Annotated in this window: 15 protein-coding genes and 4 tRNA genes; 10 read left to right on the forward strand and 9 right to left on the reverse strand. The window is 73.9% G+C overall.

The window, feature by feature from the left end:
• Positions 1 to 352 precede the first annotated feature (352 nt).
• Both KV557_RS26210 and KV557_RS26215 read right to left on the reverse strand, forming a co-directional pair.
• Positions 353 to 425: transfer RNA gene (locus KV557_RS26210), tRNA-Lys, on the reverse strand.
• The gene (locus KV557_RS26215; RefSeq protein WP_218204025.1) at positions 388 to 1,377 is read right to left on the reverse strand and encodes a nucleotidyltransferase domain-containing protein; all 990 of its coding nucleotides are present in this window, start codon (positions 1,375 to 1,377) and stop codon (positions 388 to 390) included. Before KV557_RS26215 ends, KV557_RS26210 begins: the two co-directional genes overlap by 38 nt.
• Between KV557_RS26215 and KV557_RS26220 the strand changes: the two genes are divergently transcribed.
• The 3 genes from KV557_RS26220 (at position 1,376) to KV557_RS26230 (ending at position 4,172) form a co-directional block, all read left to right on the forward strand.
• Positions 1,376 to 2,569 (forward strand): DNA glycosylase AlkZ-like family protein, encoded by a 1,194-nt coding sequence (locus tag KV557_RS26220; RefSeq protein WP_218203953.1) that lies wholly within the window; start codon positions 1,376 to 1,378, stop codon positions 2,567 to 2,569. The two genes, KV557_RS26215 and KV557_RS26220, sit on opposite strands and share 2 nt — an antisense overlap.
• Before the next feature lie 24 nt (positions 2,570 to 2,593).
• Positions 2,594 to 3,352: an SDR family oxidoreductase gene (locus KV557_RS26225; RefSeq protein WP_218203954.1), complete on the forward strand. Its 759-nt coding sequence runs from the start codon at positions 2,594 to 2,596 to the stop codon at positions 3,350 to 3,352.
• Positions 3,353 to 3,476: 124 nt separating this feature from the next.
• Positions 3,477 to 4,172, forward strand: a complete 696-nt coding sequence (locus KV557_RS26230; RefSeq protein WP_218203955.1) for a tyrosine-protein phosphatase — start codon at positions 3,477 to 3,479, stop codon at positions 4,170 to 4,172.
• Positions 4,173 to 4,194: 22 nt separating this feature from the next.
• Here the strand turns inward: KV557_RS26230 and KV557_RS26235 are convergent, their stop codons facing one another.
• Complete coding sequence (locus KV557_RS26235) at positions 4,195 to 4,644, reverse strand: RICIN domain-containing protein (protein ID WP_218203956.1); 450 nt, start codon at positions 4,642 to 4,644, stop codon at positions 4,195 to 4,197.
• Entirely contained in the window at positions 4,637 to 5,893 is a 1,257-nt protein-coding gene (locus KV557_RS26240) for a low temperature requirement protein A (RefSeq protein WP_218203957.1), read from the reverse strand. The genes KV557_RS26235 and KV557_RS26240 overlap by 8 nt, the downstream gene beginning before the upstream one ends.
• Before the next feature lie 106 nt (positions 5,894 to 5,999).
• Between KV557_RS26240 and KV557_RS26245 the strand changes: the two genes are divergently transcribed.
• Together KV557_RS26245 and KV557_RS26250 are read left to right on the forward strand one after the other, a co-directional pair.
• Positions 6,000 to 7,094: a hypothetical protein gene (locus KV557_RS26245; protein ID WP_218203958.1), complete on the forward strand. Its 1,095-nt coding sequence runs from the start codon at positions 6,000 to 6,002 to the stop codon at positions 7,092 to 7,094.
• A gap of 147 nt (positions 7,095 to 7,241) precedes the next feature.
• Positions 7,242 to 7,577 carry a hypothetical protein gene (locus tag KV557_RS26250; protein ID WP_218203959.1) on the forward strand — a complete coding sequence of 112 codons (336 nt, stop codon included), beginning with the start codon at positions 7,242 to 7,244 and terminating at the stop codon, positions 7,575 to 7,577.
• 30 nt (positions 7,578 to 7,607) lie between these two features.
• Here the strand turns inward: KV557_RS26250 and KV557_RS26255 are convergent, their stop codons facing one another.
• Positions 7,608 to 8,438: a TIGR02452 family protein gene (locus KV557_RS26255; protein ID WP_218203960.1), complete on the reverse strand. Its 831-nt coding sequence runs from the start codon at positions 8,436 to 8,438 to the stop codon at positions 7,608 to 7,610.
• Positions 8,439 to 8,655: 217 nt separating this feature from the next.
• Positions 8,656 to 11,013, reverse strand: coding sequence for a DEAD/DEAH box helicase (locus KV557_RS26260; RefSeq protein WP_256177974.1), 2,358 nt, complete (start codon positions 11,011 to 11,013; stop codon positions 8,656 to 8,658).
• A 238-nt stretch (positions 11,014 to 11,251) separates the two neighbouring features.
• On the opposite strand from KV557_RS26260, the gene KV557_RS26265 reads away from it, so the two are divergent.
• Complete coding sequence (locus KV557_RS26265; RefSeq protein WP_218203961.1) at positions 11,252 to 12,067, forward strand: hypothetical protein; 816 nt, start codon at positions 11,252 to 11,254, stop codon at positions 12,065 to 12,067.
• Between the two features lie 117 nt (positions 12,068 to 12,184).
• Here the strand turns inward: KV557_RS26265 and crcB (KV557_RS26270) are convergent, their stop codons facing one another.
• From crcB (KV557_RS26270) to crcB (KV557_RS26280), 3 genes are read right to left on the reverse strand one after another with little or no spacing between them, the layout of a single operon-like run.
• Positions 12,185 to 12,559, reverse strand: a complete 375-nt coding sequence (gene crcB, locus KV557_RS26270; RefSeq protein ID WP_218203962.1) for a fluoride efflux transporter CrcB — start codon at positions 12,557 to 12,559, stop codon at positions 12,185 to 12,187.
• Complete coding sequence (locus KV557_RS26275) at positions 12,556 to 12,957, reverse strand: DUF190 domain-containing protein (RefSeq protein ID WP_218203963.1); 402 nt, start codon at positions 12,955 to 12,957, stop codon at positions 12,556 to 12,558. The genes crcB (KV557_RS26270) and KV557_RS26275 overlap by 4 nt, the downstream gene beginning before the upstream one ends.
• A complete protein-coding gene (crcB, locus tag KV557_RS26280) occupies positions 12,954 to 13,472 on the reverse strand; it encodes a fluoride efflux transporter CrcB (RefSeq protein WP_218203964.1) in 519 nt (172 codons plus the stop codon). The genes KV557_RS26275 and crcB (KV557_RS26280) overlap by 4 nt, the downstream gene beginning before the upstream one ends.
• 70 nt (positions 13,473 to 13,542) lie before the next feature.
• Here crcB (KV557_RS26280) and KV557_RS26285 point away from each other — a divergent pair, with 70 nt between their 5' ends.
• The 4 genes from KV557_RS26285 (at position 13,543) to KV557_RS26300 (ending at position 14,315) form a co-directional block, all read left to right on the forward strand.
• Positions 13,543 to 13,884, forward strand: coding sequence for a metallopeptidase family protein (locus tag KV557_RS26285; protein ID WP_218203965.1), 342 nt, complete (start codon positions 13,543 to 13,545; stop codon positions 13,882 to 13,884).
• Positions 13,885 to 14,010: 126 nt separating this feature from the next.
• A tRNA-Glu gene (locus tag KV557_RS26290) sits at positions 14,011 to 14,083 on the forward strand.
• A gap of 57 nt (positions 14,084 to 14,140) precedes the next feature.
• Positions 14,141 to 14,214, forward strand: a tRNA-Asp gene (locus KV557_RS26295).
• Positions 14,215 to 14,241: 27 nt separating this feature from the next.
• Positions 14,242 to 14,315, forward strand: a tRNA-Phe gene (locus KV557_RS26300).
• Positions 14,316 to 14,371 lie beyond the last annotated feature (56 nt).

The following is a 14,371-nucleotide window of genomic DNA, read 5'->3' on the forward strand; positions in this document are numbered from 1 at the left end:
AACTTGCCCTCCAGCGGCTCCGCCGCCGCCACGAGCTGCTTGACCAGCGCACCCAGATCCGTGTTCGAGGTCTTCGACCCCGACATCAGCGTCTGCAGCGCCTGGTTCCCCATGTCGAACTTCATACCGCTCCCCCGTCCGTCCGACCAGACATGCCTGTTCCAGTTCTACCAACCTTCAACCGCGGGCGAACCCCCCGCGACAGACCTGAGACGAAGGCATGACCGACCTATTGCCTCCGGCCCCGCCCCGGCTCGTCCCGACCCGGAAACGCGAACGGCACCGCAGCCGCGTCAAGCAGCCGCAGTGCCGTACCGCAGATCGGAGGAGGCCGGGCCGCCTCTTCGTACGGTGGGCCACCAGGGGCTCGAACCCTGAACCTACGGATTAAAAGTCCGCAGCTCTGCCAATTGAGCTAGTGGCCCGCGGCCCCGGTCCCCGTGTGGGGAGGGCCACTGTGATCCTACCCGGTGGGGCCCGTCGGTCCGCCAGTGGATTGGGCGGACGCGCCGGGGGTGGGGGCGGGGTGTAGTGGGCGGCGCGGACGCGGCGGAGCCAGGCTTCGGCGGGGCGTGGGTCGGGGGTGGCGGGGAGGACGCCGGGGCGGGTGAGGCGGTCGGCGGCGGCGGCGAGGAGGGGTTCGGCGCTGGCGGGGTCGTCGGCGATGCGTTCGCCGAGGTCGCGGATGCGTTCGGGGTCGGGGAGGCGGACCGGGTTGGTGCCGGTCTCGTGGAGGCGGACGGCCTGTTCGACGAGCCGGACGAGGTGGCGGGCGTGTTTGGCGGCCCGGCGGCGGGTGGCGGGGTCGCTGGTGTCGCGGGTCAGCAGTTTGCGGAACTGCTGCTCGGCGTAGCCGAGATAGGCGTTCCGGACGGCGGGCGCGCTGAGGAACGAGCTCCGGATCGCGATGAGTTCGGCGCCGAGCGGGGTGCGGATCTCGTACAGGTCGTCGGGCAGCCAGACGAGTTCGGACGCGGTGGGGTTGCAGGAGAGCGCGAGGCGGCACCACTTGGCGGCCTCGTGCAGGGTGACGTCCGGCGCCGTTTCGACGTGCGATTCGGCGGGCCGGTGCAGGCCGTGCAACTCCTCGGTGGGGGTGGCGAACAGGCCGAGCCCGTCGATGTCGGAGCCGGCGTGGGCGAAGCCGTACGCGGTCGAGCCGACGATGCCGGCGAGCAGGACGGTGCCGGGTACGGCGGGCATGGGCGGTCTCCTCTCGACCGAAGCGAAGGCACGGCGTGGCACGGCGTGGCACGGCGTGAACGAACCAAAACGAACCGGAACGAACCGGCCGGTACCGCATCCTCTCCGGAACAGGCCGCGCCGGGCGAGCGAATTCCGGTGCCGGGCCCGCCCGTCCGCCGATACTGGCCCCATGGAGCACAGACCGGCGATCAGCACCGAGAAACTGCGGGCCTGGTGGTCGCACCGCCAGTGGCTGGACCGCCCGCGCACCGGCGCGTCGCCCGCCGAGGTGCTGGCCGCCACCGGATGGGCCCGTTCGGTGGGCGGCGCGGCGCCGTACCTGGGCCTGTTCGCCCGGGCCGGGCTGCGCCGGGCGGCGGTGGACGCGGCGGTGGCGCGGCTGGAGGTGCACGAGTTGCCGTCGGCGCCCGGCTGTACGTACGTCCTGCCGGCGGTGGACTTCGCCCTTGGCCTGGCCGTCGGTGCCGCCGCTCCGGAGGGTGAACTGGCCGCCGCGGAGAAGCATCTGGGGGTCGGCCGGGACGAGGTGGAGAAGCTCTGCCTGGCCATCGAGCGGGTGCTGTCGGACGTGGAGCCGCTGGATCCGACGTCGATCCGGGAGGAGGTCGGCGACGCCGTCCGGACGCTCGGCGAGGCGGGGAAGAAACGCGGCGTGTCGACGACCCTGCCGCTGGCTCTCGGGCTGATGCAGTCGCGCGGGCGGATCCGCCGGGTGCCCGTCAACGGCCGTCTGGATCAGCAGCGTTACGGGTACGTGAGCTGGGACCAGCCGGTCGCCGGGAACGCCGCCGACCTCGCCCGCCGCTACTTCTCGTGGGCCGGACCGGCCACGCTGAAGCACTTCCGCTGGTTCTCCGGGTTCACCGCCGCCACCGCCCGGCGGGCCGTCGCCGAGGGCGGGCTGGTGCCGCTCGCGCCCGGTTCGGAGTTCCTCCTGCTGCCCGAACTCGCCATCGAATTGGCCGAGTTCACCGTACCCACCGAGCCGCACTACACCCTGCTCGCCGGCATCGACGGCATCCACCTGCTGCACCGCGACCTGCCCCGGCTGCTCGACCCCGCCGACGCCGAACGCCCCCTGCCCGCCGGCCGGGCCGGGCGCTCGTTCGGCAGCGAGGCCGACCCGCAGACCCACGTGGTGCTCGACCGGGGCCGGATCGTCGGCCTGTGGGAGTACGACACCGAGCGGGCGGAGATCGTCCTCCAGTCCTTCGTGCCGCCCGACGACGCGCTGCGCGCGGCGGTGGCCCGCACCGAGGCATTCGTGCGCGACGAGCTCGGCGACGCCCGCGGGTTCAGCCTCGACTCCCCGAGGAGCCGCGCGCCGAAGATCGCGGCGCTGCGGGAAACATCGGCCGGGTAACGTCGGCCGGGTAGCGTACGGGACATGTCGACCACTCCGGCCGAGGTCCTGCTCGTCACCGGCGCCGGCCGCGGCATCGGCGCCGCCACCGCCCTGCTCGCCGGGCGGCGCGGCTACCACGTCTGCGTCAACTACCGGACGGACGAGGCCTCCGCCACCGCCGTCGTGGACGCCATCCGCGCCGAGGGCGGCACCGCCGTCGCCGTGCGGGCCGACGTCACCCGCACCGCCGAGGTGGAGCGGCTGTTCGCCACCGTGGACGCCGAACTCGGGCCGCTCACCGGCCTGGTGAACAACGCGGGCACGCTGGAGAAGCAGTGCCGGCTGGAGGACCTCGACGAGGACCGGCTGACCCGGATCTGGGCCGCCAACATCACCGGCCCGTTCCTCTGCGCGGCGCAGGCCGTCCGCCGGATGTCCACCCGGCACGGCGGGCGCGGCGGGGCCATCGTCAACGTCTCCTCGGCCGCCTCCCGGCTCGGCTCGCCCAACGAGTACGTCGACTACGCGGCAGCGAAGGGCGCCGTCGACTCGATGACCCGCGGGCTCGCCCTGGAGGTCGCCGCCGAGGGCATCCGGGTCAACGCCGTCCGACCCGGCCTCATCCACACGGACATCCACGCCCTGGGCGGCGAGCCCGGCCGCGTCGACCGGGTCGCCCCCAACCTGCCGATGCGGCGCGGCGGCCGGCCGGAGGAGGTCGCCGAGACGATCCTCTTCCTCCTCTCCCCCGCCGCCTCGTACACCACCGGGGCGTTCCTGGACGTGGCCGGCGGCCGCTGAGAGGCGCGCCGACGGCCGGCAGAAGGCTGGCCGCCGACGGCCGGCCGACTGCTCGTCAAAGGCTTGCTGAAAGGCTTGTTGAAAGACCAACCCTGACGCCGTCCGCGCCCGTACCGTGGTGCCCATGACCGACGCCTTCATCGACATCCCCGGCGTGCGCAACTTCCGTGACGCCGGGGGCATCGGCGCCCTCCGCCGCGGCGTGCTCTACCGCTCCGGGTCCTTCCACACCCTCACCGAGGACGGCGCCCGGCGGCTCAAGGCCCTCGGCCTGCGCACCGTGATCGACCTGCGCAGCCCCTTCGAGCTGGAGGTCTGGCCCGACCTGCGGCACGACCTCGACCACGAGACCCTCAACCTGCCGACCCTCCCGGCCAACCGCGAGGACCTCGACCGCCCCTGGCCCGAGGGCCAGGCCGAGCTCTACCCCTTCATGGCCGAGACCGCGGGCCCCTCCCTCGCCGCCGTCATCCGCCGCCTCGCCACCCCCGGCGCCACCCCCACCGTCGTCCACTGCGCCGTCGGCAAGGACCGCACCGGCCTCACCATCGCCGTCCTGCAGTCCCTCCTCGGCGCCTCCGAGGCCGACATCACCGCCGACTTCCTGCTCTCCAACGCCGGCCTCGACCTCCTCGACGGCCCCGCCCCCTACATCGACGAAACCGGCACCGAACGCGTCTCCCGCCCCATCAGCGCCCCCCTCCTCACCTCCGCCCTCTCCTGGATCCACACCCACCACGGCTCCCTCCCCGCCTACCTCCACCCCCACGGCGTCACCGACGCCGACCTGACCGCCCTCCGCACCAACCTCTCCGCCTGAGACGGGAGAAAGCGCCGACCCCCTACGCCTGGCGTTCGAGGTGCCACCACTGGGTCGGGGAGTCGGTGTCCTCCCATTGGTGGACAGCGCGGTCGGGGGCCTCGGCGGCGGTGAGGGGCTTGCCGCTGATGAAGCTGGTGATGGTGTAGGTGCCGGGGGCGTCGTCGTGGTGTTCGAGAAGCCATTCCTGGGCGCCGAAGGCGTTGGCGGACCACTGTTGGATGGGGACGCCGTTGTCGGGGGAGGCGCCGGTGACGTCGAGGCGTTTGCCGCTGGCGGCGTTCTCCAGGTGGTAGAGGGCGCCGCCGGGGTGGACGGCGGTGAGGCGCCAGAGTTGGGCGTCGGTGCCGGTGTCCTCGCCCTGGCGGATGCGGGCGCCGCTGCGGCGGCTGCCGTCGGCGACTTCGAGGAGGAGGCCGCCGGCGACGTTGCGGACCCGGTAGAGGCCGTCCGTGATCACGGTGTCAGTCACGGGGGAAGTCTCCCACCGGGGACTGACGGGACCGACGGGACCGACGGGGCCGACGGGGCCGACGGGCCTCGTAGGCGAAGGTCGCGGCGAGGACGGCGGCGGTGACGGCGACCTGGGCAAGGGCGGAGACGGTGGTGCCGAGGGGGACGGTGGCGGTGAGCAGGGCCGCGGCGAGGAGGCGGGGGAGGTTGGGAGTGAGGCCGAAGGTGCGGCGGATGGCGGTGTTGACGACGAGGTAGAGCGCGATGCCGCCGGCCAGGGCGGCGGCCTGCGGGAGGGTGATGGGGGCGCCGGGGTGGGCGACGGCGGACTTGACCCCGGCGGCGAACAGCAGGATGCCGAGCAGGAGTCCGCCGTGGCCGAGGTTGTAGACGGTGACGGCGGTCCAGTTGCGGCGGTCCGAGGGCAGGGCGGCCATGTGGTGTTCGGCGTGGGCGTCGTCGTCGTGCCCGAAGTAGGCCCACCAGAGCCCGACGCACACGGTGAGGCTGAGCAGGGCGACGGCGATGAGCGGCAGGCCGAGGTCAAGGCCGGCGGCCCCGACGCCGATGGCGATGACGGACTCGCCGAACGCGATGATCACGATCAGCCCGTGGCGTTCCACGAAGTGGTCGGCGCGGAGCCGGAACTCGGGCAGGCCGGCCACCCGCGGGGTCACGAACTGCATGGCGAAGGCCACGGCCCAGAAGGCGAGTTGGGCCGTACCGGTGTAGTAGCCGCCGATCACGACGAGGGCGCCGCCCGCCAGGTTGGCCCCGCCCATCCGCAGCACGGGGGCGAGCGCGACCCCGGAGGCGGCGAACATGCCGGTGTGCACGGCGACGACCACCAGGTACGCCCAGCCGAACGGGACGCCGCTGCCCTCGAAGGCGTGCGGGACGGACAGCGAGATCACCAGGAAGGCGCCCATCGCCAGTAACAGCAGGCCGCGCCGGCCGTGGCTGCTGGGCGGCATGGCGTTGGTCAGCCAGATGAAGGCGTCGTACATCCACCAGATGACCGCCAGCATCACGAGCACCTGGGCGAGCCCGCCGGGGGTGAGGTGGTGGACCAGGCTGCCGGTGAGCTGGGTGATGGTGAAGACGAAGACGAGGTCGAGGAAGAGTTCGAGCGGGGCCACCTTCAGGGCGGGCTCGGCAGGCTCGGCGGCCTCGGCGTGCCCGGCGGGCTCGGCTGGCTCAGCGCGGGAGTTGGGCGCCACGGGTTCGGCCTCGGTGTCGGGAGTCGTAAGGGCACGGGACGCGTTCACCGCGCGAGTATGCGGCACCGAGCCACCCCGGCGCGGGGGTTTCCACCGGACGGCGACCGGGCACCCGGCGCCCGCGCCGTCCGCACCGCCGCCTATGCTGCGGCGAATGGCTTCCGCGCAGACTCCCCCGTTCCGTCAGCAGCCCACCCTCACCGATGCGGTGGCCGATCTGGAGGCGGCGGTCGAGACCGCCAACGACGAGCGGTTCGGCCCCGCGCTGGGCCTGGTGGGCGGGCTCTTCGGCAACGCCGCCCCGGCCGAGGTGGCTGCGGCCGGCCCCCGGCTGGCCGCGCTGCTGCCGGACGCCCCGCCGTTCCCCCGCTCGCATCTGGCGATGGTCGTGGGCGCGTGTGTGGAGGGCGGCGCCGATCCGTCGGCCTGCGCGGGCCCGGTGCTGGCGGGTCTGCGCGGTGCCCTGACCGACGCGCAGCGGCTGGTGGAGCGGTGGGAGGCGACGGGCGGCGGCCCGCTGCCCGACCCGGAGGAGGACGATCCGGCGGAGGCGCACCGACGCATCGCGGATCCCGCGGTCCTGGACGAGTGGCAGGCGCACCTGGCGGTCGTCGGCTGGTGGACCCTGCACCTGTGGCAGCAGGCCGCGTGGGCGGTGTACGCGCACGCGCCGGTGCGTACCGAGGCGCGCGCCTCGGGAGTGACCGACGTGCTGCTGGAGCTGGCCGCCCGGTACACCGGCGACTGCCACGACCTCAAGGGCCTCACCTACCTGGCGAAGATGCTCGACGACGAGCCGCTGCTGGTGCTGGACCGGCCCACCGGCACCGGCTACCTGCTCCGCATGGACGGGCTGAGCGACACCTTCCAGCTGCACACCCTGCTCGCCGACGTCCTGATCGGCGGCGGCCACCTGCCCGGCACCCGGCCGGACCCGGAGGCGGTGGCGCTGAGCCGCGGCGCGTACCTCGACGGCCGCCGGGTGATCGCGACCGGCGCGTTCAACCTGGTGGCGCCGGACGGCTCGTGGCTCTGGAACGAGGGCACGCCGAGCGACATCCCGGTCGTCGACGGCGTGCGCACACTCGTGCTGGAGCCGCAGCCGTACGAGCGCAGCTGGTCGGCGGGGCGGTTCATCCAGGAGATCCCGGGCGACCTGCGGCTGGAGCGGGTGCTGTCCCCGGCGGAGGCGGCGGAGCGGCTGGCCCGGACGGTACCGGCGCAGCCCGCCGAGCAGGCGTTCCGGTAGGGGCCGCAACCGGCCTACGGGACGGCCGGGTTATCGTCGGAAGCCGGAACAGCTCCGACGGAGTCCGCCGAGTTCCGACCAGTTCCGACGAGTTCCGACGAGTTCCGACGAGTGACGAAGTCCGACGAGTGACGAGTGGAGTCGACGATGGCGAAGGTCCCGAACGTGCTCTCGGCCGCCGCGCCCGCCGCGCTGACCGCGGCGAGCGGTCTGGTCGGCGGTTACGGCGTGGCCCGGTGGAGCGGCCGGCGCGAGCTGGGCGGCGCGGTGCTGGCGGTGGCCGGTGCCGGGGCGGCCGCGCAGTGGCACCGCCGTTCGGGCGCGGCCACGGCGGCGGCGCTGACCGGGCTGTACGTGGCAGCGTTCGGCGGCTCGCACCCGCTGGCGAAGAAGATCGGCGCCTGGCCGTCCGTCTTCGCGGTCACCGGGGTGGTCGCCGCCGCCTCGACCGTCGCCACGGCGCTGACCGCCCGCAAGCAGTAGCCGCCCGCCAGCAGTAGCCGCCGAACGAGGTCACCCCACCGCCGCGCCGAAGCGCGCCTCGAAGGCGGCCCGGTTCGCCGAGACCGGCGAGCGGTCCCAGACGGCGAACACCACGTGCTCGAAGGCGGCCCCGTACCGGGCCAGCGCGCCCTCGAAGGCCTCGGCGACCTGCGCCGGGTCGTTGCGGAACACCCCGCAGCCCCAGGCGCCCAGCACCAGCGCGCGGACCTCGTGCCGGGCGGCCGCCGCGAGCACCCGCAGCGCCCGCTCGGCGAGCACGGCGCGGACGTCGACGCCGGCCGAACGCCGTTCCAGCTGGCCGGCGTTGGGCGCCGGCGAGGTCAGGAAGGTGACGGGATACGGCCGGGCGAGCAGGTCGCCGCGCGGGCCCCGGATGACCGGCACGCCGGGCGAGACGATCACCCGATGGCTGTAGCGCAGGTCGCCGGACGCGCGGTGCGCCTCGTAGTAGTCGGGCGCCTCCAGCAGGCAGGTGTACAGCAGCGCGCTGCGACACAGGTCCTCCTCCTGGGCGCGGGCGCCGCGCAGGTAGCCGCCGCCGGGGTTGCGCGCGGACGCGAAGTTGAGCACCCCGACCGGCCCGGCCCCGGCCTCGACAAGGCGCCGCGCGGCCTGGATGCTGCCCTCGGCGGTCACCTCCAGCCGCCCCCGCGGGCCCGGCCCCGGGCCGCCGTCCCGCACCAGCGCGTCCAGCGCGGCCGGCGCGTACGACACCGTCCCGGCCCTGGCCGCCGCCAACTGCTCCTCCACCTGCACGAGTTCGCCCCCGCCGGCCCGGTAGCTCCCCCGCTCGGCAATCCCCTCGTTCACCACGGCCACGTCATGCAGTCTGCTGCTCATGCCGGAGACGCTACGGGACTTCCCTCAACGCGTGCCACAGGTTATTCTCACTGACAGAACAACACCTCGGGGGACACCACAGGGGGGTATCGGGGGATACCGGGGAAGGTTCCGGGGGGAACGCCGAAGGGCCCGCTCCACCAAGTGGAGCGGGCCCTTCGCGCGTCAACTACCAGCCGCGGCCGGCGACTGCAGAACGCCTACCGGCGACGCGGTGTCAGTTCTTCCAGCGCGGCTTGCGCTCGTCGCGGTTGAAGCCGCCACGGTCGTCACGGTTGAAGCCGCCGGAACGGGCGCCACGGTCGTCGCGGTCCCGGCCGAAGCCACCGGAGGCCTGCGGACGGCCGCCGGAGCGGTGGTCGTCGCGGCGCGCGAACGGACGGCTGCTGCTGCCGCCGCGCTCGTCGCGGTCCCGGCCGAAGGACGGGCGGTCGCCGAAGGAGCGGGCCGGACGGTCGCCGAAGGAACGGCTGCCGCGGTCGTCGCGGTCACGGTTGAAGCCACCACGGTCGTCACGGTTGAAGCCGCCGGAACGGGCGCCACGGTCGTCGCGGTCACGGCCGAAGCCACCACGGTCGCGGTTGAAGCCGCCACGGTCGTCACGGTTGAAGCCGCCGGAGCGAGCGCCACGGTCGTCACGGTCACGGTTGAAGCCACCACGGTCGTCACGGTTGAAGCCGCCCGAGCGGGCGCCGCGGTCGTCGCGGTCACGGTTGAAGCCGCCCGAACGGCCACCGCGGTCGTCACGGTCGCGGCCGAAGCCACCCGAACGACGGTCGTCACGGTCACGGTCGAAGCCGCCCGAACGGCCACCGCGGTCGTCACGGTCGCGGCCGAAGCCACCCGAACGGCCGCCACGGTCGTCACGGTCCCGGTCACGGTCACGGTCACGGCCGAACGCCGGACGCTCGGTGCGCGCCTCGCGGTACGACGGGGTGCGCTCCTCGCCCGCCGAAGCAGCCTGCGCGGGAACCGAAGCAGCAGCGGCAGCCGGAGCCTCGACGCCGGCCTCGGCAGCGGCCTCGCCGGCCTCCGCCGCCGGAGCCTCGTCCTCGATGCCCAGGTCGGCCCGCTCGCGCGCCGCACGGGCGGCCAGGCGGTCGGCCTCGTCGCGCAGCTCGGTGGCGCGGCGCTGCGCGCGCTCCAGCTGGCGGGTCATGTCGGCGAGCTCGCGCTCGGCGGCACCGGCGATGTTGGCGGCGCTCTCCGCCTGCACCTCGGTCAGCGAGCGGGCGCCGGTGATCTTGGCGACCTCGGCGTCGAAGGCGTGGTCGAGGATGTGGCGCGAGGCGTCCACGCCCGCGTCCTCCATCAGGCGGAACACGCCACGGCGCTGGTGCGGCAGCACCAGGGTGACGACGGCACCGGAGCGGCCGGCGCGCGCGGTGCGGCCGGAGCGGTGCAGGTAGTCCTTGTGGTCGCCGGCCGGGTCCACGTTGAGGACCAGGTCGATGCCGTCGACGTGGATACCGCGGGCGGCGACGTCGGTCGCGACGACGACGTTGACGTAGCCGTCCTTGAAGTCGCCGAGGACGCGGGTACGGGCGCCCTGGGTCATGCCGCCGTGCAGCGCGTCGGCCTTCACGCCGGCCTCGATGAGCTGCTCGGCGACGCGGTCGGCGCCCATCTGGGTACGGACGAAGATGATCGTGCGGCCCTTGCGGGCGGCGATCGCGTTGGTGATCGGCGCCTTGTCCTTGGGCTTCACCACGAGGATGTGGTGGGTCATGGTGGTGACGGCGCCGGCCGACGGGTCGACCTCGTGGGTGACCGGGTTCTTCAGGTAGCGCTTGACCAGGGTGTCGATCTCGTTCTCCAGGGTGGCGGAGAACAGCAGGCGCTGGCCGCCGGCCGGCACCTGGTCGAGGATCTCGGTGACCTCGGGCAGGAAGCCCATGTCGGCCATCTGGTCGGCCTCGTCGAGCACGACGGTCCGAACGTCGGCCAGCTTGGCGCTGCCGCGGTTCAGCAGGTCGCGCAGACGGCCGGGGGTGGCGACGAGGATGTCGACGCCGCGCTCCAGCGCGTAGATCTGGTTCGACATCGAGGTGCCGCCGCAGACGACCTTGAGCTTGAGGCCGAGCACCGAGCCGAACGGCTCCAGGGCGTCGGCGACCTGCATGGCCAGCTCGCGGGTCGGGACCAGGATCAGGCCGCGCGGGTGCTTGGGCTTGGTGCGCTCGCCGTCGGCGAGGCGGGTCAGCAGCGGCAGGCCGAAGCTGAGGGTCTTGCCGGAGCCGGTACGGCCGCGGCCCAGCACGTCCTTGCCGGCCAGGGCGTCCGGGATGGTCGCGGCCTGGATCGGGAACGGGGTGGTGACGCCGCGCTTGGCGAGGGCGCGCACGACGTCCTCGTGCAGGCCCAGGTCGCCGAAGGTGATGGTGGGCTCGGCGGCCTCTTCGGCCTCCTCGCCCTCGACGGCGTCGGTCTCGACGAGCTCGGAGGCCTCAGCGGCCTCGACGATCTCGACGGCCTCGGCGGTCAGCTCGGCGTCGGTAGTGGTGGTGGTGTCGGCGGCATCGGCGGCGGACTCGCTTGCGGGCATGGCGAAGCGGGCGTCGTCAACGAGAGACATTCAAAACCTTCCGGAAGTGGCACGCGCCAAAGTCCGGGGTTCTGTTTCACAACCGCCTCTATGCGGTCAGCCACGGATCGCCGGAACGCGCCAAGGGCGCCAGATGGGATTAGGGCGCCAGTCAAATGGATCAAACGAACGATCTACCACCATAGACGAACCTCGGGATCAGAGGCAAACGCCCAGGCCAACCAGCTAATGCGCACCCGCGTGCGGGCTCGGCGCCGAAGAACCGGAGTTGCTGGACGAGGGCTCCGGGGCCGGTGGGACGGTTGCGGCGGGCGAGGTGTGGTCGGGTTCGGGGGACGCGGACGGACGGCTGCTCGGCGTGGCCGACGGGGTGCCCGACGAACCGCCGCCCGAGCGGCCCTCGCCGGTACCGGCAGAGCCTCCGGACCCGCCCGCACCGCTGGAGCCCGCAGTTCCGCCCGCCCCGCCCGACGAGCCGCCCGGCCGGGGCGCGGGGCTGGCTCCCACGCCCCCGGCGGCGCCGTTCGTGCCGGGGGCACCCGGCGCGCGGTCCGGTGCGGCCGCCCCCGGCACGGGGACCACACCGGCGGTTGCGCCCGGCGCCGGCTCGCCGGCCACCGGGGACGCGCCCCCGGCCGGCGCGTTCTCGGCCTGCAAGCCCCCCTGCCGCTCCGGACGCCCGGACGCACCCCCCTGGTGCGCGCCGCCCGGCGCGGCCGACGGACCACCCGCCGCCCCCGGCTTCCCGGCCGGGCCCGCCTGGCCCACCGGCGCGACGCCGCCGTGGTTCTCCTCCGCCGCCGGGCCGACCGACATGCACCCCGTCAGCCCCAGCCCGGCCACCGCCAGCAGCGCCGCCGCCCGCACCGCGCCCGTCCGCAGGTTCGCCGCCCGCGCCCCTCGCCGCGCGGCCACCGCGCGCAGCGGAGCCGCCGTACCGTCCTGCGCGTGTGCCGCAGCGTGCGCCGCAGCCTGCGCCGTCGCCTGCGCCGAGACCGTCCGCACCGCCCGTACCGAAGCCACCGAGCTTCCTCCCTACCGCCCCACCCGGGCCGCCCGCTCCCTGGGCGGCCGCTCTCGGTGACCAACGCGCGCCCGCCCCGACGGGACACGGGCGGCGCGTGCCGAAGCCGCCCACCCGGCGCAACGCCGACGGTTCAAACCACCCCCGCGAAGGATCACCCCGAGAGCTCGCGAAGGATCACCCCCAGAGCGCCGAGGCCAGCCCCGCCCCCGCGTACACCGCCGCCAGCCCCGCCACCAGGCTGCCGACCACGTTCGCCGCCGCGTAGCGCCCGGCCCCGGTCTCCACCAGCCGCAGCGTCTCGTACGAGAACGTCGAGTACGTGGTCAGCGCCCCGCAGAACCCCGTCCCGACCAGCACCTGCACGTGCGTGGACGCGGCGCCCGCCGCCACCGCCCCGGTCACCAGGCCCAGCACCAGGCAGCCGACCACGTTCACGGTGAAGGTCCCCCACGGGAACACCGAGTCGCGCCGGGCCTGCACCGCCCGGTCCGTCAGATACCGCAGCGGCGCGCCGATCACGGCCCCCGCCACCACCAGCAGCCAGTTCACTTCTCGCGTTCTCCCGTGCCCCGACCGACTGTGCCCCGCCCGACTGTGCCCCGCCCGGCCGTGCCTCGCCCGACGTACCGGATGACCTCGCACCGGTCGAGCACCACCAGCCCCTCCGCCACCAGCTCGTCCAGCTGCGGCAGGAACCCGCGCACCCGCTCCTCCTCGTCCACGATCACCACCGCCACCGGCAGGTCCTCACTCAGCGACAGCAGCCGCGCGGTGTGCACCAGCGACGACGCCCCGAACCCCTCGATCCCCCGGAACACGCTCGCCCCGGCCAGCCCGGCGGCGTGCGCCCGGTGCACGATCTCGCTGTACAGCGGCCGGTGGTGCCACCGGTCGTTCTCTCCCACGAGGACGGTCAGCCGCAGCGCCGGCCCGGTCAGCCTGCTCACGCCCGCCTCCCGTCCGCCCGGGCCCCTCGGTGGATCAGACGGCGCGTCACCCCGGCCGCCGCCCACACCGCGCCGAGCGCACCCAGCAGCGTCAGCCCCAGGTACGCCAGCCCGAGCCCGAGCCGCTCCTCCTCCAGCAGGCGCCGGATGTCCACCGCGTACGTCGAGAACGTGGTGAACCCGCCCAGCACCCCGGTCCCGAAGAACGGCCGCAGCAGCGGGTGCGCCGGCCGCCCCTCGGTGATCGCCACCAGGAAGACCCCGATCACCGCGCAGCCGACCACGTTGATCAGCAGCGTCGTCCACGGGAACGCGGTCGGCCCGCCGGCCCACGCCAGCCCCGCCCCGTACCGGGCCACCGCGCCGATCGCCCCGCCGGCCGCGACCACCGCCACGGCCCGCCCCTGCCCGCGCAGCACCGGCGGGCGCCCCGCGGGCGCGCCGCCCAAGCCCTGCGCCGCGCCGCCGCCAGCCACCCGCGCCGGACCGTCCACCGTCCCGTCCGAGGTCGTCATAGGCCCATGAAACACCGGCCCCGACCACCTGGCACACCATCACCCCAGACCCGACAATGATCCGGTGGAGATGACCCGGGAAGAGTTCGAGACGCTGGTCAGCGATGCCCTCGACCAGATTCCCCCGCAGCTCGCGGCCATGATGGACAACGTGGCGGTCTTCGTCGAGGACGAACCCGACCCCGCCGACCCGGAACTCCTCGGCCTCTACGAGGGCACCCCGCTCACCGAACGCGGCGAGTGGTACGCGGGCGTCCTCCCCGACCGGATCATCATCTACCGCGGCCCCACCCTCCGGCACTGCGAATCCCATGAGGAGGTCGTCGAGGAGGTCCGCACCACCGTGATCCACGAGGTCGCCCACCACTTCGGGTTCGACGACCACGAGCTCGGCGAACTCGGCTGGTCCTGACCCCGCCCCAACAGGCCCCGCACCCACCCGACACCCACCCGGCCGAAACCCGTTTTGGCGATCCGCCCGGCATCCCATATGCTTCTCGACGTCCCCGAACGCTGGAAACAGCGGGACAGGCCGCAAGCCCTCATCGTCTAGTGGCCCAGGACGCCGCCCTTTCAAGGCGGTAGCACGGGTTCGAATCCCGTTGGGGGCACGCAGTACCGTAGTAAAGTGCAGTGCCGCAAGACCTGGTGGCCCACCAGCCACCTAAGGTCCCGTGGAGCAGTTGGTTAGCTCGCCACCCTGTCAAGGTGGAGGTCGCGGGTTCAAGTCCCGTCGGGATCGCTCGTCTCACCTGAGACGAAGCAGTACGGCCAGGTAGCTCAGTTGGTACGAGCGTCCGCCTGAAAAGCGGAAGGTCGCCGGTTCGACCCCGGCCCTGGCCACATAGCCTGACCAGGCACGATGCCCTCGAAGCAGTTCGCTTCGGGGGCATCTTCGT

It is taken from the genome of Kitasatospora aureofaciens, from assembly GCF_019192735.1.
Lineage (GTDB): Bacteria > Actinomycetota > Actinomycetes > Streptomycetales > Streptomycetaceae > Kitasatospora > Kitasatospora aureofaciens_A.